Genomic DNA, 19,088 nt, shown 5'->3' with positions numbered 1-19,088 from the left:
ACCACGGTCACGTGCCCGGTGATCCCGCGCGCCGACCACCCCACCCAGGAACGACGACGGGCCCCACCACCGGCCCGCGCGTGACGGAAGGACGCCATGACCCCCTCGACCGGCACCCCCGGACCGACCACCGCGACGCGACGCGAGCACGACCTCATCGGCGACCGCGACGTCCCGGCCGACGCGTACTGGGGGGTCCACACGCTGCGGGCCACCGAGAACTTCCCGATCACCGGCATCCCGATCGGGCAGAGCCCCTTCCTGGTGGAGGCGCTCGCCGCGGTCAAGCAGGCGGCGGCGACCACGAACCACGAGCTCGGGCTGCTCGACACGCAGCGGTTCCGAGCCATCGAGCAGGCCTGCGAGGAGATCCGGGCCGGTGCCCTGCGCAGCGAGTTCGTCGTCGACGTCATGCAGGGCGGGGCGGGCACGTCGACGAACATGAACGCCAACGAGGTGATCGCCAACCGGGCCCTGGAGATCCTCGGCCGCCCCCGCGGCGACTACGGCTTCCTGCACCCGAACGAGCACGTCAACCTCAGCCAGTCGACCAACGACGTCTACCCGACGGCGGTCAAGATCGCGGTCATCCTGGCGACCCACGCACTCCTCGAGGCGATGGAGGTGCTGCAGGACTCGTTCGCGCGCAAGGCCGAGGAGTTCCGCGACGTCCTCAAGATGGGTCGCACGCAGCTGCAGGACGCCGTCCCCATGACGCTCGGGCAGGAGTTCGGCACGTACGCCGTCATGCTGGGGGAGGACCACAGCAGGCTGACCGAGGCCGTCGCGATGCTGCACGAGATCAACCTCGGCGCGACCGCCATCGGCACGCAGCTGAACGCACCGGCCGGCTACGTCCCCGCCGCGGCGCAGCACCTGGCCCGGCTCACCGGGCTGCCGCTGGTCAGCGCCGTCGACCTCATCGAGGCCACGCAGGACTGCGGCGCCTTCGTGCAGCTCTCGGGCACGCTCAAGCGGGTCGCGACCAAGACCAGCAAGATCTGCAACGACCTGCGTCTGCTGTCGTCGGGCCCACGCGCGGGCCTGAACGAGATCAACCTGCCCGCGGTGCAGGCCGGGTCGAGCATCATGCCCGGCAAGGTCAACCCGGTCATCCCGGAGGTGGTCAACCAGGTCGCGTTCCAGGTGATCGGCATGGACGTCACGGTCACGATGGCCGCCGAGGGCGGTCAGCTGCAGCTCAACGCCTTCGAGCCGGTCATCTGCTACTCGTTGTCCGCCGGCCTCTACCGGCTGCGCGAGGCGATGCTCGTGCTCGCGCGCCGCTGCGTCGACGGCATCACCGCCAACGAGGCGCTGCTGCGCCAGGAGGTCGAGAACTCGATCGGTCTGGTCACCGCACTCAACCCGTTCATCGGCTACACGGCGGCGACCGAGGTCGCGATGGAGGCCCTGGCGACCGGACGCGGGGTGGCCGAGCTCGTGCTCGAGAAGCAGCTGCTGCCGCCCGAGCAGCTGCGCGCGATCCTGCAGCCCGAGGTGCTCGCGAACCTGACGCCGCGCCCCGCGGCCGAGCCTCAGGCGAACAGCGTCGTCGCGGGGTCGTCGAGCAGCTCGACCGCCAGCACGTGGTCGTCGGCGACGTAGTCGATCGAGATCCGCACCCCGCGGTCGTGCGGGGTGACGGAGGCCTGCGCGTCGCCGAGACCGTAGGCGATGTCGCGCAGGGTCACGGTGGCCTCGCCGACGGGGTCGTGCTCGGGCCACTCCGCGATCAGGCGGTGCACGACGCCGGCGAGCACGGCGCTGCTCATGGCCCGCACGACGTCGTCGGACCCGACAGCCCGTACCCGCACGTCGGGGAGGCCGAACTGGGCGAGCCCGTCGGTCACCAGGTCGCCGTCGAGCAGCGCCGCGTGGTCGAGCACGTACCACTGGGCGGCGTGCGCGAGCGAGACGTCCTCGCTCGTCAGCTCCAGCACCCGGGGGGTGAGCAGCTCGAGGACGACCCCGTCGTGGAGCGCGGCCAGCTCCAGCGCCTGCACGCGGGTGTCGCGTGCCGCCGCGGCCGCCTCGGCCACGGGAGCCTGGCTCTGCAGCACCAGCTGGTGGGGCCGGGCCTCCAGGCGCTCCAGGCCCTGCGGCGACGTGCCGTGCGCGCGCAGGAGCGCGGCGTGCGGCAGCGGCACGTGGTCCTCGTGGTCGAGGGGCTCGGCCGTCATCACGGCGTACAGCGACTCGCATGTGGCGGGGACCGGGACGGGTCGGGTGCTCATGTGGGCCCATCCTAGGCGGGCCGCTGCGTAGACTGGCGCGCGTGACCAGCGACGCCTTCCACGTCTACGACACCACGATGCGCGACGGTGCCCAGCAGGAGGGACTCAACCTCTCCGTGCAGGACAAGCTGCACGTGGCGCGCCACCTCGACGACCTCGGCGTCGGGTTCATCGAGGGCGGCTGGCCGGGATCGAACCCGAAGGACACCGAGTTCTTCGCGCTGGCCGCCAAGGAGCTCGAGCTCCGCAACGCGACCCTGGCCGCCTTCGGGGCGACCCGTCGAGCCGGGCTGCGGGCCGCCGACGACCCGCTCGTGGCGGCGCTGCGCGAGTCCGGCGCGCCCGTGGTCACGCTCGTCGCGAAGAGCCACGACCGGCACGTCGAGCTCGCCCTGCGCACCACGCTCGAGGAGAACCTCGCGATGGTGCGCGACACCGTCGAGCACCTGCGGGCGGAGGGGCAGCGGGTCTTCGTCGACTGCGAGCACTTCTTCGACGGCTACGTCGCGAACCGCGCGTACGCGCTGGAGGTCGTGCGGACCGCCGCCGAGGCGGGTGCCGACGTCGTCGTCCTGTGCGACACCAACGGCGGCATGCTGCCGCACCAGGTCGAGGAGGTCGTGGCCGACACGCTGTCCGTCGGGGCCCGGCTGGGCATCCACGCGCACAACGACACGGGCTGCGCCGTCGCGAACTCGATGGCCGCCGTCCGCGCCGGGGCCACGCACCTGCAGGGCTGCCTCAACGGCTACGGCGAGCGCACGGGCAACGCCGACCTCGTCACCTCCGTCGCCAACCTCGAGCTCAAGCTCGGGATGCAGGTGCTGCCGGCGGGTGCGCTGGCGGAGGCCACGCGGATCGCGCACGCCGTCTCGGAGATCACCAACTACCCGCCCTCGGCGCGCCAGCCGTACACCGGCGTCTCGTCGTTCGCGCACAAGGCAGGTCTGCACGCCAGCGCGATCCGCGTCGACCCCGACCTGTACCAGCACATCGACCCCGCGCTCGTGGGCAACGACATGCGCCTGCTCGTCTCGGAGATGGCCGGTCGCGCCACCATCGAGCTGAAGGGGCGCGAGCTCGGCTACGACGTGGCGGGCGACGCCGAGCGGCTCGGGCGGATCACCGAGCGCGTGAAGGCCATGGAGCAGCAGGGCTACACCTTCGAGGCGGCCGACGCGTCGTTCGAGCTGCTGCTCGCCGAGGAGATGGAGGGTGCCCGACCCTCGTACTTCGACGTCGAGTCGTGGCGCGTGCTGGCCGAGTCCTCGCGCGGCACGGAGGCGACCGTCAAGTTGCGCGCCGCCGGTCAGCGGCTCGCGGTCATCGGCGAGGGCAACGGCCCCGTCAACGCCCTCGACCACGCCCTCCGCCAGGCGATCGAGCAGCTGTACCCCGACGTGGCGCGGTTCCACCTCATCGACTTCCGGGTGCGCATCCTCGACCAGGGCCACGGCACCGACGCCGTCACGCGGGTCCTGATCGAGACCTCCGACGGCCAGGACGCGTGGGTCACGGTCGGGGTGGGCGCGAACATCATCGAGGCCTCGTGGGAGGCGCTCGTCGACGCCCTCACCTACGGGCTACGGCGGCACGGGGTCCCGGTCGGCACCGCGTGACCCGACGTCGACTCCTGGCGCTGGTCCTCGCGCCCACCCTGCTCCTGGGCCTCGGGCTCGGCGCGGCGCTGGTCGTCGACGCCCGCGCGCGACAGGTCGACGTCGACCGCGCCGACGCCGTGGCGCTGCGCTACGAAGAACGCCTCTCGCACTACCGCGAGGTGGTCGTGCGCGAGCTCGAGGCCGCCGACGCGACCGACCCCGACGCCGTGGCCCGGGTGCTGGCACGGCACCGCGACGACGTGCCGACGCTCGGCGCGACGTCGCAGCGCGGTGCGGCAGCCTCCCCGGACTACGGCGCCGCCCGACAGGAGCAGTCCGTGGTCACCGAGGCCATGGACCGTCTCGACGACGTCGTCGTCGACACCCGGGCCGCGCAGCGCTACCTGGCCGCGGCGCGTCGGGCGCTCGAGGTCGACCCGAACGCGCTCGCGCCCGGCACCTTCGTCACGAGCGGCGCGCCCCTGCGGGCCCAGCTGCTGCCACCCATGCGCACCGCCCTGGCGAGCTTCGAGTCCGTCGAGGCACCCCGCGACGCCGCCGCGGTGCGCGACGCGGTGCGGCGCGCCCTCACCCACGTGATCACCGAGGCCGAGGCACTGGCGGCGCGACTCGACGCCGGCCAGAGCGGCAGCTTCCAGTACGCCGAGGAGTACACCGCCGCGCGCACGGCGGTGACGCAGTACGAGGAGCGCACCCGCGCCGACCTGCGCGAGGCGCTCGACAACGTGCTGGCCGGCGACGGGGTCGCACGCTGATCCTGGTCCGCTGACGCGGGTGCGCTGGTCCGGCGCCAGCGTCAGACGCGGGGGAGGCGCCGCATCGGCACGTGCTCGATGCCGGCCTCCCAGAAGTTCTCGCCGCACCGCTCGAAGCCGAACCCGGCGTACCAGTCGTGCAGGTAGGCCTGCGCGCCCAACCGGATCTCGCCGTCGCCCCAGCGTTCGAGCACGGCCTCCAGGAGCCGGCTCGACAGCCCGCGGCCGCGCTGGTCCTTGCGCGTGGCGACCCGCCCGACCTTGCGCACGCCGGTCCCGGTGGTGAAGGTGCGCAGGTAGCTGGTCGGTCCGTCGGCGTCGGCGAACCACAGGTGGTGGCAGGTCGGCAGGAGGTCGATGCCGTCGACGTCGGGCTCGTCGCACTGCTGCTCCACGGCGAAGACGACGTCGCGGATCCGCCAGATGTCGTACACCTCGGCGGCGGTGAGCTCGTCGCCGGAACGCACGTGCAGGTCGTCGTCCACGCCGGTCAATCTACTGGCCGCCTCGAGCGTCAGGCTGCTCGGGCGCGAGGGCGGCCGGGTGGGCGAGCAGGCGGTCGACCTCGTCCAGCAGGGCGCGTCGCAACGGCTCCGCCCGGGCCGCGAGGTCGCGCTGACGGCGCACGTACTCGGCCCGCCCGTCGGGAGCCTCCACCGGGATCGGCTCGAGGCCGTAGGCGCCGACGTCGTAGGGCGAGGCCTGCATGTCGACGGTGCGGATCTCGAGCGCGAGCTCGAAGGCGTCGAGCACGACGGTCGACTCGACGAACGGCAGCAGCCGGAAGGCGATCCGGTAGAGGTCCATGTTGGCGTGCAGGCAGCCGGGCTGCTCGTGAGCCAGCTGGTGCTCGCGGCCGAGCTGCCAGGCGTTGCGCGGCTCGGCCGCCGGGGTGAAGAAGCGGAACGCGTCGACGTGCGTGCAGGTGAGCGGGTGGGCCTCCACCACGGCGTCGGTGCCGGAGCGGCCGAGCCGGAGCGGCGAGGTCGTGGCGGGGCTGATCGGAGCGGTAGACCATGGCCCACTCGTGCAGGCCGAAGCAGCCGTAGCGCGCGGGTCGGTCGAGGGTCGCGGCGAGCAGCGAACGGGTCCAGCGCAGGCCGCGCACGCGGGAGGCGAGCCGCCCGGCGTCGACCGTGCTCACGCCGTCGCGCGTCACGTAGGCGCCGAGGGCGGCGTGCTCCGGTGCGTCGGCGAGCCCGACGTCGAGGCCGGGGTGCCAGCGCTCCAGCTGGCCGGGGGAGAGGTTGTAGTACTCGAAGAGGAAGTCGACGACGGGGTGCGGCTCGTGCCGCTCCCGGCGGGCCAGGTGCGGCGCGGTCCAGGTGCGGGCGCGCTCGCGGTGGGCGGCGGCGCGGGGCCGCCACCGCGACGGCTCCAGCACGGTGTGCGGACGGGTCGCGAGGTCCGGGAGCTCGACCACGGCGTGACTAGGCGGAGCTGGAGCAGTCGGCGCAGGTGCCGAAGATCTCGAGGGTGTGCTCGACGTCCGTGAAGCCGTTCTCGCTGGCGACCTTCGTGGCCCACGACTCGACCGCCGGGCCCGCGACCTCGACGGCCCGCCCGCAGGAGCGGCAGACGAGGTGGTGGTGGTGCTCGCCGGCCTCGCAGCGCCGGTACAGGACCTCGCCGTCGTTGCCGCGCAGTGCGTCGACCTGCTCGGCGTCGACGAGCGCCTGCAGGTTGCGGTAGACGGTCGACAGACCGACCTTCTCGCCCCGCTGGCCCAGCACGCCATGGATCTGCTGGGCGCTGGCGAAGCCCTCGAGCTCGTCGAGCACCGCGCTCACGGCGCGACGCTGTCGGGTGTTGCGGATGTCAACCATGGTCCTCCTCAGGAGGAGCGTACCGACCGTCTGCGACGCAGGCTCACGGTGACGCCGCGCAGCAGCGTGGTCAGCACGAACGCGCCCAGCGCGAGCATGACGATCGTGGGTCCCGGTGCCGTGTTGGCCTCGAAGCTGGTGACGACGCCGAGCACGGCGGTGAGCAGCCCGATCGCCATCGCCAGCAGGTGCGTGAGCCGGAAGCTGCGCGCGACCTGCTGCGCGGCCGCCACCGGCACCACCATGAGCGCGGACACCAGCAGCAGCCCGACCGTGCGCATCGCGACCGTGATGGTCGCTGCCGCCATGACGGCGATGAGCAGGCCGTACAGGCGTGTCGGCACGCCGCTGACCTTGGCGTGCTCCTCGTCCTGGCAGACGGCGAACAGCTGTGGCGAGAGCAGCAGGCACAGGCCCACCACGACGACGCCGAGCACGCTCACGACGACCACGTCGGTGTCGGTGACGGTCGTGATGGATCCGAAGAGGTAGCGGTTGAGGGTCGCGCCGCTCTCGCCGGCCAGGCCGATCAGCAGCACACCTGCCGCGATGCCGCCGTAGAACAGCATCGCGAGCGCGACGTCGCCGCTGGTGCGCGTGTACGTGCGCAGCACCTCGATGACGACGGCGCCGAGCACGGCGACCACGAGGGCGGTGAGCACCGGCGCCGTCCCCGTGAGCAGCCCCAGGGCGACACCGGTGAGGGCGACGTGCCCGAGGCCGTCGCCGAGCAGCGCGAGCCGCCGCTGGACCATGTACGTCCCGATCGCCGGGGCGGCCAGACCGGTGAAGAACGCGGCCACGAGGGCGAGCCGCATGAACTCGTAGTCGAGCAGGTCGAGACTCACCAGACCCCCTCCTCGGGCAGGGGACGCACGCGGTCGGGGTCGGCCGTGTGCGGGTGGGCGTCGCCGTGGTGCTGCTGGTGGGCGTCGGCGACGTGATCGTCGACCGGGCCGTCGTGCACCACGCGACCCTGGTCGAGCACGACGGCACGGTCCACGAGCGACAGCATCGGACCGAGCTCGTGCGCCACGAGCAGGACGGTCATGCCCTCCGTCGCGAGCTGGCTGAGCAGGTCGGCGAGGTCCTCGGTGTGGTGCGCGTCGACGCCGGCGGTGGGCTCGTCCATGATGAGCAGCTCCGGCTCGCCGGCGAGCGCCCGCGCGATGGCGACGCGCTGCTGCTGGCCGCCCGAGAGCTCCACGAGCGGCGACGACGCGCGGTGGGCGAGGCCGACGCTCTCCAGCGCGGTGACGACCGCCTCGCGGTCGGACCGGCGGGGCAGGCCCACGCGTGGACGCAACGACAGCCGTCCGCTGGAGACCACCTCGCGCACCGTGGCGGGGACGCCCGTCGAGGCGGCCGACCGCTGCGGCACGTAGCCGACGCGTCGCCAGCTGCGGAACCGTGCGAGCGGCTCGCCGAAGAGCTCGACCGTGCCGGTCGAGGGCACGAGGCCCACGGCCGCGCGCACCAGCGTCGACTTCCCGGATCCGTTGGAGCCGAGCAGGGTGACGAACTCACCCTGCTCGACCGTGAGGTCGACGCCGCGCAGCACCGGGTCACCGCCCAGCGTGACCTCGACGTCACGCAGGACGAGTGGGGGGTGCGTCATGAGCAGCTGTTGGCCTTCTGGAGCTCGGCGAGGTTGGAGCGCATGATCGAGAGGTAGTCCTGGTCGGACGTGTCCTTGGTGAGTCCCTCGATCGGGTCGAGCGTAGCCGTCTGCACCCCGGCCTCGCGCGCCACCGTGCGGGCGACGGCGGGGCTCACGAGGGTCTCGGTGAAGACGGTCGTGATGCCGTCGCGCTTCACGAGGTCGGAGATCTCGGCGAGCTGGGCGGCCGACGGCTCGGTGCTGGGGTCGATGCCGGCGATCGGGATCTGCACGAGGTCGTAGGCGCGGGCGAGGTAGGCGAAGGCGGCGTGGCTCGTGACGATGTCGCGGACCTTGCAGGTCTTGAGCCCGGCCCGGTACTCGCCGTCGAGCTTCTGGAGGTCGGCGACGAGGGCCGCGGCGTTCGCCTCGTACTCGTCGGCGTGGTCGGGGTCGAGCTTCACGAGGGCGTCGCGCACGTGCTCGGTGAGCGGCTCGAGGTTCGTCGGGGCGAGCCAGAGGTGCGGGTCGACGCCACCGTGGTCGTGCCCGTGGTCGTGACCCTCCTCCTCGGCGTGGCCCTCCTCGTCGGCGTGCTCCTCGTCGCCGTGCGCGTGGTCGTCGTGACCCTCCTCCTCGCCCTCGGCGTGCGCCTCCTCGGACTCCTCGATGCGGTCGACGCCGTCGGCGGCGTCGACCGTGGTGCCGGGCTCGCGGTCGGCCTCCTTCACGGCCTCGTCGACGGCGGTCTGGAACTCGTCCTGGTAGACGACCAGGTCCGCGTCCTGCACCGACGCGACCTGCTTCGGGCTGAGCTCGAGGTCGTGCGGCTCGCCGCCGGGCTTCGTCAGGTTCGTGACGTCGGCGTGGTCGCCGGCGACGCGCTCGGTCACGTACTGCAGCGGGTAGAAGGACGTGACGACCGAGAGCCTGCCGTCCGAGCCGCCGTCGGCGGAGCCGCCGCTGCCGCAGGCCGCGAGGACCAGGGCGCAGGAGGCGAGCAGGACGGCGGAGCGGGTGCGACGAAGAGCCATGAGAACGATTGTCAAGACGACCGGGAACGGTTGTCAAATCGCTCCGCTGACGGACGCGTCACACTCACGTCGCACCGCCGTCGGACGGCTCGCGCACGATCGATACGCTGGACGTCCATCGGGAGCGCACGGCCACGGACGTGCGCAGGACCCGCCGACACCCAGCCGGAAACGGAGCGCCTCACCATGGCCACGAGCCTGATCGACACCGTCATCTCCCTGTGCAAGCGACGGGGATTCGTCTACCAGTGCGGCGAGATCTACGGCGGCACGCGCTCGGCGTGGGACTACGGACCGCTCGGCGTCGAGCTGAAGGAGAACATCAAGCGTCAGTGGTGGCGCTCCATGGTGCAGAGCCGCGACGACGTCGTCGGGCTCGACTCCTCCGTGATCCTGCCGCGGGCGGTCTGGGAGGCCTCGGGGCACGTCGACGTGTTCACGGACCCCCTGGTGGAGTCGACCAAGACCCACAAGCGCTACCGCGCCGACCACCTGTGGGAGGCGTTCGAGGCCAAGCACGGCCGGGAGCCTGAGAGCTGGGACGAGGTTCCCGACCCCGACACCGGCGAGCGCGGCCACTGGACCGAGCCGCGCGCGTTCTCCGGTCTCATGAAGACCTACCTGGGCCCGGTCGACAGCGAGGAGGGCCTGCACTACCTCCGTCCCGAGACCGCGCAGGGCATCTTCGTGAACTTCGCCCAGGTGCTGACCACGTCGCGCAAGAAGCCGCCGTTCGGCATCGCGCAGATCGGCAAGAGCTTCCGCAACGAGATCACGCCGGGCAACTTCATCTTCCGCACGCGCGAGTTCGAGCAGATGGAGATGGAGTTCTTCGTCCAGCCCGGCACCGACGAGCAGTGGCACGAGGAGTGGCTGGCCACCCGCATGGCCTGGTACACCGACCTCGGCGTCGACCCCGAGAACCTGCGCTTCTACGAGCACGCGCAGGAGAAGCTGTCGCACTACTCCAAGCGCACGGTCGACATCGAGTACCGCTTCCAGTTCCAGGGCTCGGAGTGGGGCGAGCTCGAGGGCATCGCCAACCGCACCGACTACGACCTCAGCACCCACGCGAAGCACTCCGGCAAGGACCTGTCGTACTTCGACCAGGCCACGGGCGAGCGGTACACGCCCTACGTCATCGAGCCTGCTGCCGGTGTGAACCGCTCGATGATGGCCTTCCTGGTCGACGCGTACGCCGAGGACGAGGCGCCGAACACCAAGGGCGGCGTCGACAAGCGCACCGTGCTGCGGCTCGACCCGCGGCTCGCGCCGGCCAAGGCGGCCGTGCTGCCGCTGTCGCGCAACGAGCAGCTCTCGCCGACGGCCAAGGGCCTGGCGCAGGAGCTGCGCGGCTACTGGAACGTGGAGTTCGACGACGCCGCCGCGATCGGCAAGCGGTACCGCCGCCAGGACGAGATCGGTACGCCGTTCTGCATCACGGTCGACTTCGACACCCTCGACGACCAGGCCGTCACGATCCGCGACCGCGACACCATGCAGCAGGAGCGGGTGGGCCTGACGCAGGTGCGCGAGTGGCTCGCGGCGCGTCTGCCCGGCTGCTGAACCGCTCGCGGGACACAATCGGGGCGTGAGTCCGCGTCCGGCACCCCGCTCCCGCTGCACGTCCCCTCGGGCCGTCGTGCGGGTCGCGGTGCTGGGCGCGCTGGGCGTCGGGCTCGTCCTCTCCGGGTGCTCGCGCTCCGAGGACGAGGCGGAGGCGGCGCCGTCGCCGTCGGGCTTCGACGTCCCGGACGGCGTCACGCTCACCGACCCGGGCAGCACGCTCGACGTCGGCGACGAGGGCACCGTCGTCCTCGACCTCGGCGACGGTGCGGCGAGCGCCGTGACCGTCACGGTCGAGAAGGTGCGGCGCGGCTCGATCAAGGACTTCCGGTTCTTCACCCTCGACGAGAAGAGTCGTGACGCGACGCCGTACTACGTCAACGCGACCGTGCGCAACGACGGTCCTGCCGGCCTGGGTGGCTCCTCGCTGCCCCTGCTCGCGCACGCGGACGACGACGTCGTCTACCCGGCGAGCGAGCTGGTGGGTCGGTTCCGGCCGTGCCCGTCGTCGGCGCTGCCGAAGCGTTTCCTCGCCGGCGCCAGCGCCGACCTCTGCTTCATCTACCTGCTGCCGCGGGGGACGTCGCTGCGCTCCGTCGACCTCCAGCCGGGCGACGCCGCGTCGGCCGTCCGGTGGCGCCCGAAGGGCTGACCTACGCCGGCCGGCGCGATGTTCTTTCTCGTCCGGCAATGTTCTTTCTGCGCTGAGGTTCCGCCACGCCGCTACGTCGGGAGAGGATGGACGCGGCCCCGTGCTGTGCGGGGCAGCCTCCCCACGGCGACCCGGTCGAGGCGGCGCCGGACGTCTCTCCCATGCGTCCGGCCGGACGTCGCCCGACCAGGCCGGACCGAGCCTCTCCCGCTCGGGTCGCGCCGGTCGTGGGGAGCGCACCAGGGCCGGCGCCCACCGACGGTCGGCGCCGGCCCTGCGTGCGTCTGGGACACTGGTCGACGATGACCACCGCCACGACCACCGCACTGGGCTCGCAGGACTCGACCGACGTCCTCCGTGCGCGTCCGTTGCGTCTCGGCGACCTCGAGGTCGAGGTGCCGGTCGTGCTCGCCCCGATGGCCGGTGTCACCAACGTCGCCTTCCGTCGTCTCTGCGCCGAGCAGGGCGCCGGGCTGTACGTCTGCGAGATGATCACGTCGCGCGGGCTGGTCGAGGGCGACGCGACGAGCCTGTCGATGCTGACCTTCGCCGACAACGAGTCCGTGCGCTCGGTGCAGCTCTACGGCGTCGACCCCGACGTGATGGGCCGTGCGGTCGAGGTGCTCTGCGCCGACCACGGCGTCGAGCACGTCGACCTCAACTTCGGCTGCCCGGTGCCGAAGATCACCCGCAAGGGCGGGGGAGCGGCGCTGCCGTGGAAGGCGAACCTGCTCGGTCGCATCCTGGAGTCGACGGTGGCCGCCGCGCAGCCGTACGGGGTGCCGGTGACCATGAAGACCCGCCTCGGCATCGACGAGGACCACCTGACCTACCTCGACGCGGGGCACATCGCCGAGGACACCGGCTGCGCCGCGATCGCCCTGCACGCGCGCACCGCCGCCCAGCACTACTCCGGCCAGGCGCGCTGGGAGACCATCGGCGAGCTGAAGGCCGCCGTCTCGATCCCGGTCCTCGGCAACGGCGACGTCTGGGAGGCCGACGACGCCGTCCGCATGATGCGGAGCACCGGGTGCGACGGGGTCGTCGTCGGTCGAGGCTGCCTGGGCCGCCCGTGGCTCTTCCGCGACCTCGCGGCGGCGCTCGGCCCGTCGCCCGACCGGTCGGGCCCCGTGCTCCCCACCCTCGGCGAGGTCACCGCCGTCATGCGACGTCACGCGGAGCTCCTGGGTGACTGGCTGGGGGAGGAGCGGGGCTGCGTGGAGTTCCGCAAGCACGTCGCCTGGTACCTCAAGGGCTTCCCCGCGGGCTCGCGCGTGCGCAGCGAGCTCGGCGGCGTCTCCTCCTACGCGGCGCTCGACGCGCTGCTGGCCGACCTCGACCCCGACGAGCCGTACCCCGTGGCCGAGCTCGGTACGCCCCGGGGCCGACAGGGCAGCCCCCGCACGGTGGCCCTCCCGGACGGCTGGCTCAGCTCACGGGAGCTCGCCGGTGCCGTCGACGCCGCCGCCGAGGACGCCTCCAGCGGGGGCTGACGCCCCGACCACCGTCTGCGCGCGCTCGTCCCGCGCGGCGTCGACGGCATGGAGCACGACCTCGCGCGCCCGTGCCGCGTCGACGTGGTGCACGTCGACGTCGACCGGGCCGTCGGGCGTGTGCAGCTCGACCGTGGCGAGGTCGCGCAGCCGCTGGAGCGGCCCCTGCCGCAGGGCGAACGACTGCACCTTCGCGTGCGGTGCGTGACTCGTCCGTCGGTGCAGCCAGCCCGTGGTCGAGCTGGCGCGACGGCGGCCGAGGGACAGCGAGCGGAACCTCCAACCGACGGGTGCGAACGGCCAGGAGCGTCGGCTCGCCCGCACGGTGACGGGCTCGTCGTCCGGGCCGCCGTCCTGCACGAGCTCGGCCACGAGGGCGGCGGCGAGCGCCCGGTCGGCGATCGGCAGCAGCGTGGTGTCGAGGTCGCCGTCGTCGGAGCCCGCCCGTCCGGCCACGTCGACCTCGAGCCGGCACCATCCCAGACGGCGCCAGAGGACGGGCTCCACGACGGCCACGCCCTGGACCCTCGCGTAGGGGATGGTCTGTGCGGTCAGCGAGAGCAGCCCTCGTTCGATGCGCAGCCCGTGCGGGGTGCGCCAGAGGACGAAGCCCCACTCGGCGACCACCCGCCGCGCGACCACCTGCGCCGCCCAGGACAGCGCCGGCAGCACGCCACCGAGCACGACGAGCGGTGCTCCGAACCCGAGCGCGGCGAGCAGGATCGCGACGAGGGCGGCCACCGCCGCCAGCAGGTCGAGGCTGAGCAGCGCGCCCAGCAGGGTGCGTTCCGGCGGCACCCGCGTGATGAGCTCGCCACCGTCGTGGTCGGGCAGGGCCTCCTCGGTCCCGTCGCCCTGCGCCCCGTGCGCACGCCGCAGCAGCAGACGACGCACCTCGCGCGCCTCGGCGAGCGGCAGGAAGCGCACGACGAGGCGCGACTCGTCGCCCCCCGCGAGGTCGACCCGCACCTCGGCCAGCCCGACCACCCGCGCGAGCAACGGCTCTGCGACGTCGACGGACTGGATGCGCTCGAACGCGGCCCGGCGCGAGCGGCGCGTGAGCACGCCGCTGTCGATGCGCAGCTCCTCGTCGTCGACGACGAACCGCGTGAACCACCACGACACGAGGCCGGCGAGCTCGCCGACCACGAGCCCGCCTCCGACGACCGCCAGCACCGCGACCCACCAGGGCACACCCTCCCAGCGGTCGCCCTGGAGGAACGAGGCGCCGAGGCCCCCCACGGCCGCGCCCGCCCACAGACCGCCCTGCACCACGCCGGTCAGCGGGTGGGTACGGCGACCGGCGCGCAGCTCGGCCGAGGCGGCCGGAGCCCCGCCGGGCTCAGACGCCGGCATCGTGCGTCCGTCCGAGGTCGGTGAGCCGGTCGCGCAGGCGGCGGGCCTCGTCGGCAGGGACGCCTGGCACCTGGGCGGCGGTCTCCGTGCTCGCGGTGTGCAGGGTCACGCGGGTGATGCCCAGACGACGCTCGACGGGACCGGCCTCGACGTCGACGAACTGCACGCGTCCGTAGGGCACGACGACGAGCCGGCGGAACATGACGCCCGACGTCACCAGCAGGTCGTCCTCCGACTCCGCCCAGCCCCACGAACGGCGGTTCCGCTCGGCCCACCACCACAGCCCGGCGGCGGCCCCGAGGAGCACCACGGCGGCCGCGACGAGCAGCACGACCCAGCCGCGCGGGACGCCTGCGGCGGGGCCGAGCGCAGCCGCGGTGGCGGCCACCACGCCGAGGACGGCGAGCGGCGCGGCGAGCACGAGGCGACGTCGCGTGGCGAGGGCGGGGGAGACCGGCGTCCAGGGCTCGGAGACCGGTCGGAAGAGGGACGCGTCCACGTCCGGCAGCCTAGGCCGTCGCCCGTCCCGACGTGTTTGACCCGGGTCGGGGGACGGTGGGACACTGTGAGACGCAGCCGCCGCTGTACACCCGTCCCGCCGCCCGGCACCCGCGCCGGAGCCGCGATCTCCTGCGGAGGAACACCCATGGCCAAGGCCCTCGTCGGATTCGTCGGTGGACCCACCGTCGACCAGCTGCACGAGACCGCCCGACTCCGACGTCGGGTCGCGGACCTCGAGGCCGAGGTGCTGCGCCTCAACGTCGAGAACGACGGTCTGCTGCGCACCCTCGCCGAGCGCGTCGACGAGGTCACCGCCGGCGACCTGCTCGAGCCGCTCTCGCACTGAGTCCCCGGGAGGGGACGCCGCCGCGCGTCGGCGGTCACGCCGCGCCGACGCACTAGGGTGATCGCGTGTACCTGAAGAGCCTCACGCTGCGCGGCTTCAAGTCGTTCGCGTCCAGCACCACGCTCGAGCTGGAGCCCGGCATCACGTGCGTCGTCGGGCCGAACGGCTCCGGCAAGTCCAACGTCGTCGACGCCCTCGCCTGGGTCATGGGCGAGCAGGGCGCGAAGTCGCTGCGTGGCGGCAAGATGGAGGACGTCATCTTCGCGGGCACGTCGGGGCGCCCGCCGCTGGGTCGGGCCGAGGTCGTCCTGACCATCGACAACACCGACGGGGCGCTGCCCATCGAGTACAGCGAGGTCACGATCTCGCGCACGATGTTCCGCAACGGCGGCTCGGAGTACGCGATCAACGGCACCAGCTGCCGTCTGCTCGACGTGCAGGAGCTGCTGAGCGACTCCGGCATCGGCCGCGAGATGCACGTGATCGTGGGGCAGGGTCAGCTCGACTCCGTGCTGCGCGCGACGCCCGAGGACCGGCGCGGCTTCGTCGAGGAGGCGGCCGGCGTCCTGAAGCACCGCAAGCGCAAGGAGAAGGCGCTGCGCAAGCTCGACGCGACGCAGGGCAACCTCACGCGGCTGCAGGACGTGCTGACCGAGCTGCGCCGCCAGCTCAAGCCGCTCGGCCGCCAGGCCGAGGTGGCCCGCCGTGCGGTCACCATCCAGGCCGACGTGCGCGACGCCCGCGCCCGGCTGCTGGCCGACGACATCGTCACGGCCCGCACGACGATCGCCGAGGAGATGGCCGACGAGGCGGCGCTCAAGGAGCGTCGGGCCGCCGTCGAGCACGCCGTGGCCGCGGCGCGCCAGCAGGAGACCGAGCTCGAGGACCGGCTGCGCGAGGACTCGCCGGCGCTGTCGGCCGCGCAGGAGACCTGGTACGCGCTGTCGGGGCTGCGGGAGCGGCTGCGCGGCACGTCCGGCCTCGCCACCGAGCGGGTGCGCCTGGCGGCCGTGGAGTCCGACGACCGGCCGACCGGTCGCGACCCCGAGGAGCTGGAGGCCGAGGCGCGTCGCGTCGAGGAGCAGCACCGCGCCATGACGACGTCGGTGGAGGAGGCCCGCGCCGCCCTCGAGGCGGTCGTCGCCGAGCGCACCGAGGCCGAGGCCACCTACGGCGAGGAGGAGCGTCGCGTCGCCGGTCTGCTGCGCGCGGCTGCGGACCGGCGTGAGGGGCTGGCGAGGCTGCGTGGCCAGGTCAACGCGCTCAAGAGCCGCGCCGAGGCCGCCGACGCCGAGGTCGAGCGGCTCGGTGCCGCCCGCGACGAGGCGCTGCGCCGCGCCGACGAGGCGCAGAAGGCGTTCGCCGCCCGCGAGGGCGAGATCGCCGGCCTGAGCCAGGGCGAGTCCGGGCTCGACGAGGAGCTGGAGGCCGCCGAGGCGGTGCTGGCCGACGTCGAGGGTCGCGCCCGGGAGCTGCAGGTGGCCGAGCAGGACGCGTCCCGCCGTCAGGCGGCGCTCGCGGCCCGCGTCGAGGCGCTGGAGACGGGCCTCGCGCGCAAGGACGGCGCCGGCGCTCTGCTCGCCGCCTCCGACGAGATCAGCGGGCTGCTCGGGTCCGTCGCGGCCCTGCTCACCGTGCGCCCCGGCTTCGAGGCCGCCATCGCCTCGGCCCTCGGGTCCGCCGCCGACGCGGTGGCCGTCGACCACGTCGACACCGCCGTCACCGCGATGGAGCTGCTGAAGTCCGAGGACCTCGGCCGTGCCGGTCTGCTGCTCGGCGGCGAGGCCGACGTCGACGACCGCGACTGGCCCGGTCTGCCCGACGGCGCGACCTACGCGGTCGACGTCGTCGAGCCGCCCGCCACGCTCGTCGCCGCGCTGCGCCGGCTGCTCTTCAAGGTGGCCGTCGTCGAGGACCTCGCCGCGGCTCGTGCGCTGGTCGCGCAGGCGTCCGACGTGACCGCGGTGACCCGCGACGGTGACGTGCTGGGGGCGCACTTCGCCTCCGGCGGGTCGACGTCGCAGCAGAGCCTGCTCGAGGTGCAGGCGGCGATCGACCAGGCCCGCGAGGAGCTCGAGGCGGCCGAGCGCACGCTGGAGACGCTGCGCTTCGACGCCCAGCGCGTGGCGCAGGAGCGGACCGCGGCCCAGGAGCGGGTCGACGCGGCGCTGGAGCGGCTGCACGAGTCCGACGCCGAGATGTCGGCGGTCGCGGAGTCCCTCGGACAGCTCGGCTCCACGGCCCGCGCGGCCAAGGGCGAGGCGGAGCGGCTCACGGCCGCGATCGCCGCCGCCCAGGAGGCCCACGAGCGCGACCTGGGCGGCCTGGCCGACCTGGAGGTGCGGCTGGCGCAGGCGGAGGAGGCGCCCGACGAGGAGCCCGACACGTCGGCGCTCGAGGCCCTGGCCGAGCGTGCGTCGACGGCCCGCCGCGCCGAGACCGACGCGCGGCTCGCCCTGCGCACCAACGAGGAGCGGGCCCGGGCGCTCGAGGGCCAGGCGACTGCGCTCGTGGCGTCGGCCGCGGCGGAGCGTGAGGCGCGCATCCAGGCTCGGCTGCGCCGCGAGCAGCAGCTGCGCGAGGCCGAGACGGCGCGCGCGGTCCTCGCGGTCGGCGACGTCGCGCTGGCCCGCCTCGAGACGACGCTCGCCGAGGCGGCGGCACTGCGCTCGAGCATCGAGCAGTCGCGGACGGGTCGCGAGAGCGAGCTGCGCGAGGTGCGCGCCCGGTTGCGCAGCCTGTCCGAGGAGCTGCAGGGGCTCACGACGTCGGTGCACCGCGACGAGATGGCGCGGGCCGAGCAGCGGCTGCGGCTGGAGGCGTTGGAGGCGCGCGCGCTCGAGGAGCTCGGCATCGAGGTCGAGGCGCTCGTCGCGGAGTACGGTCCGGACCAGCCGGTGCCCCCGACCTCCGAGGAGGTGCAGGGCGAGTCCAGCGACACCGACGACACCCCAGAGACCGACGAGGCGCCGCAGGGTCGTCCGTACGACCGGGCCGAGCAGACCAAGCGGCTGCGCGCTGCGGAGCGGGCCATGGCCATGCTCGGCAAGGTCAACCCGCTCGCGCTGGAGGAGTTCTCGGCGCTCGAGGAGCGCCACCAGTTCCTGTCCGAGCAGCTCGACGACCTCAAGCGCACCCGGCAGGACCTGCTCGACATCGTCGCCGACGTCGACGAGCGCGTGCAGCAGGTGTTCAGCGAGGCCTGGGTCGACGTGTCCGCGGCCTTCGAGGACGTGTTCTCGCGCCTGTTCCCGGGAGGCGAGGGCCGGCTGCTGCTCACCGACCCCGACGACATGCTGACGACCGGCATCGACGTCGAGGCGCGACCGCCGGGCAAGAAGGTCAAGCGGCTGTCGCTGCTGTCCGGCGGTGAGCGCTCGCTCGTCGCCGTCGCCTTCCTGGTGGCTCTGTTCAAGGCCCGCCCGAGCCCGTTCTACATCCTCGACGAGGTCGAGGCCGCGCTCGACGACACCAACCTGGGTCGCCTGCTCGAGATCTACGAGGAGCTGCGCGCCAATTCCCAGCTCATCGTCATCACCCACCAGAAGCGGACGATGGAGGTCGGCGACGCGCTCTACGGCGTCTCGATGCGTGGCGACGGCGTCACGACCGTCATCAGCCAGCGGCTGCGTGAGGAGGAGACCGCGTGAGCGGGCAGGAGCGGACCGAGCCCCGACGGGCCGACTTCCCGGTGCTGCGCCGCATCACGACGCGGTGGGCCGACGAGGACGTGTACGGGCACGTCAACAACGTCGTCTACTACTCCTACTTCGACACGGCGGTGAACGGCTACCTCATCGAGCGGGCCCACGAGCTGGACGGCGTCGACCCCCGCACCCTCGGCGCCTACGGCGTCGTCGCGGAGACGGGCTGTCGCTTCCTGCGGGAGCTGCGCTTCCCCGCCGACGTCGAGGCGGGTCTGCGCGTGACGCGGCTCGGCACGTCGAGCGTCGTGTACGAGATCGGTCTGTTCCAGGGCGAGTCCGACACGCCCGCGGCGGTCGGGCGGTTCGTGCACGTGTACGTCTCGGGCACCGACCGGACGGTCACCCCCGTGCCTGACGTCGTGCGTGCCGCCCTGGCCCCGCTCACCTGACCCT

At 73.3% G+C, this 19,088-nt stretch carries 18 protein-coding genes; 9 read left to right on the top strand and 9 right to left on the bottom strand.

Features of this window, described 5'->3' with window-relative positions; genetic code table 11:
- Positions 1–96: 96 nt before the first annotated feature.
- Positions 97–1,608 (top strand): aspartate ammonia-lyase, encoded by a 1,512-nt coding sequence (locus tag QE370_RS15485; protein ID WP_309634896.1) that lies wholly within the window; start codon positions 97–99, stop codon positions 1,606–1,608.
- Here QE370_RS15485 and QE370_RS15480 read toward each other — a convergent pair.
- Positions 1,539–2,237 carry a hypothetical protein gene (locus QE370_RS15480; RefSeq protein ID WP_309634895.1) on the bottom strand — a complete coding sequence of 233 codons (699 nt, stop codon included), beginning with the start codon at positions 2,235–2,237 and terminating at the stop codon, positions 1,539–1,541. The genes QE370_RS15485 and QE370_RS15480 overlap by 70 nt on opposite strands.
- Before the next feature lie 41 nt (positions 2,238–2,278).
- Here QE370_RS15480 and cimA point away from each other — a divergent pair, with 41 nt between their 5' ends.
- Complete coding sequence (gene cimA, locus QE370_RS15475; protein ID WP_309634894.1) at positions 2,279–3,856, top strand: citramalate synthase; 1,578 nt, start codon at positions 2,279–2,281, stop codon at positions 3,854–3,856.
- Positions 3,853–4,614: a hypothetical protein gene (locus tag QE370_RS15470; protein WP_253024802.1), complete on the top strand. Its 762-nt coding sequence runs from the start codon at positions 3,853–3,855 to the stop codon at positions 4,612–4,614. The genes cimA and QE370_RS15470 overlap by 4 nt, the downstream gene beginning before the upstream one ends.
- Positions 4,615–4,655: 41 nt before the next feature.
- Here QE370_RS15470 and QE370_RS15465 read toward each other — a convergent pair whose 3' ends face one another.
- The 6 genes from QE370_RS15465 to QE370_RS15440 all read right to left on the bottom strand — a co-directional run bounded on the left by QE370_RS15465 (position 4,656) and on the right by QE370_RS15440 (position 9,074).
- Positions 4,656–5,099, bottom strand: coding sequence for a GNAT family N-acetyltransferase (locus QE370_RS15465; RefSeq protein ID WP_309634893.1), 444 nt, complete (start codon positions 5,097–5,099; stop codon positions 4,656–4,658).
- Positions 5,100–5,109: 10 nt separating this feature from the next.
- Positions 5,110–5,559 (bottom strand): hypothetical protein, encoded by a 450-nt coding sequence (locus tag QE370_RS15460; RefSeq protein WP_309634892.1) that lies wholly within the window; start codon positions 5,557–5,559, stop codon positions 5,110–5,112.
- Between the two features lie 485 nt (positions 5,560–6,044).
- On the bottom strand, positions 6,045–6,440 hold the full coding sequence (locus tag QE370_RS15455; RefSeq protein WP_253024796.1) for a Fur family transcriptional regulator: 396 nt from the start codon (positions 6,438–6,440) through the stop codon (positions 6,045–6,047).
- A gap of 8 nt (positions 6,441–6,448) precedes the next feature.
- Positions 6,449–7,288, bottom strand: coding sequence for a metal ABC transporter permease (locus tag QE370_RS15450; RefSeq protein ID WP_253024795.1), 840 nt, complete (start codon positions 7,286–7,288; stop codon positions 6,449–6,451).
- Positions 7,285–8,058: a metal ABC transporter ATP-binding protein gene (locus QE370_RS15445; RefSeq protein WP_309634891.1), complete on the bottom strand. Its 774-nt coding sequence runs from the start codon at positions 8,056–8,058 to the stop codon at positions 7,285–7,287. The genes QE370_RS15450 and QE370_RS15445 overlap by 4 nt, the downstream gene beginning before the upstream one ends.
- The gene (locus tag QE370_RS15440) at positions 8,055–9,074 is read right to left on the bottom strand and encodes a metal ABC transporter solute-binding protein, Zn/Mn family (RefSeq protein ID WP_253024793.1); all 1,020 of its coding nucleotides are present in this window, start codon (positions 9,072–9,074) and stop codon (positions 8,055–8,057) included. The genes QE370_RS15445 and QE370_RS15440 overlap by 4 nt, the downstream gene beginning before the upstream one ends.
- 186 nt (positions 9,075–9,260) lie before the next feature.
- Here QE370_RS15440 and QE370_RS15435 point away from each other — a divergent pair, with 186 nt between their 5' ends.
- From QE370_RS15435 to dusB, 3 genes are all read left to right on the top strand, one after another.
- Positions 9,261–10,640, top strand: a complete 1,380-nt coding sequence (locus QE370_RS15435) for a glycine--tRNA ligase (RefSeq protein WP_253024792.1) — start codon at positions 9,261–9,263, stop codon at positions 10,638–10,640.
- A 25-nt stretch (positions 10,641–10,665) separates the two neighbouring features.
- The gene (locus QE370_RS15430; protein WP_309634890.1) at positions 10,666–11,292 is read left to right on the top strand and encodes a hypothetical protein; all 627 of its coding nucleotides are present in this window, start codon (positions 10,666–10,668) and stop codon (positions 11,290–11,292) included.
- Between the two features lie 302 nt (positions 11,293–11,594).
- Positions 11,595–12,785 carry a tRNA dihydrouridine synthase DusB gene (gene dusB, locus QE370_RS15425; RefSeq protein ID WP_309634889.1) on the top strand — a complete coding sequence of 397 codons (1,191 nt, stop codon included), beginning with the start codon at positions 11,595–11,597 and terminating at the stop codon, positions 12,783–12,785.
- Here dusB and QE370_RS15420 read toward each other — a convergent pair.
- Positions 12,726–14,141: a PH domain-containing protein gene (locus QE370_RS15420; protein ID WP_309634888.1), complete on the bottom strand. Its 1,416-nt coding sequence runs from the start codon at positions 14,139–14,141 to the stop codon at positions 12,726–12,728. The genes dusB and QE370_RS15420 overlap by 60 nt on opposite strands.
- Entirely contained in the window at positions 14,128–14,640 is a 513-nt protein-coding gene (locus tag QE370_RS15415) for a PH domain-containing protein (RefSeq protein WP_253024786.1), read from the bottom strand. The genes QE370_RS15420 and QE370_RS15415 overlap by 14 nt, the downstream gene beginning before the upstream one ends.
- 147 nt (positions 14,641–14,787) lie before the next feature.
- On the opposite strand from QE370_RS15415, the gene QE370_RS15410 reads away from it, so the two are divergent.
- The 3 genes from QE370_RS15410 to QE370_RS15400 all read left to right on the top strand — a co-directional run bounded on the left by QE370_RS15410 (position 14,788) and on the right by QE370_RS15400 (position 19,084).
- A complete protein-coding gene (locus QE370_RS15410) occupies positions 14,788–14,988 on the top strand; it encodes a hypothetical protein (protein ID WP_067856552.1) in 201 nt (66 codons plus the stop codon).
- 65 nt (positions 14,989–15,053) lie between these two features.
- The gene (gene smc, locus QE370_RS15405) at positions 15,054–18,638 is read left to right on the top strand and encodes a chromosome segregation protein SMC (protein WP_309634887.1); all 3,585 of its coding nucleotides are present in this window, start codon (positions 15,054–15,056) and stop codon (positions 18,636–18,638) included.
- On the top strand, positions 18,635–19,084 hold the full coding sequence (locus tag QE370_RS15400; RefSeq protein WP_309634886.1) for a thioesterase family protein: 450 nt from the start codon (positions 18,635–18,637) through the stop codon (positions 19,082–19,084). Before smc ends, QE370_RS15400 begins: the two co-directional genes overlap by 4 nt.
- The last annotated feature ends 4 nt before the right edge of the window (positions 19,085–19,088 follow it).

It is taken from the genome of Aeromicrobium sp. SORGH_AS_0981 (genome assembly GCF_031453195.1).
GTDB lineage: Bacteria > Actinomycetota > Actinomycetes > Propionibacteriales > Nocardioidaceae > Aeromicrobium.
This window is presented reverse-complemented; position numbering and strand designations above follow the sequence as displayed.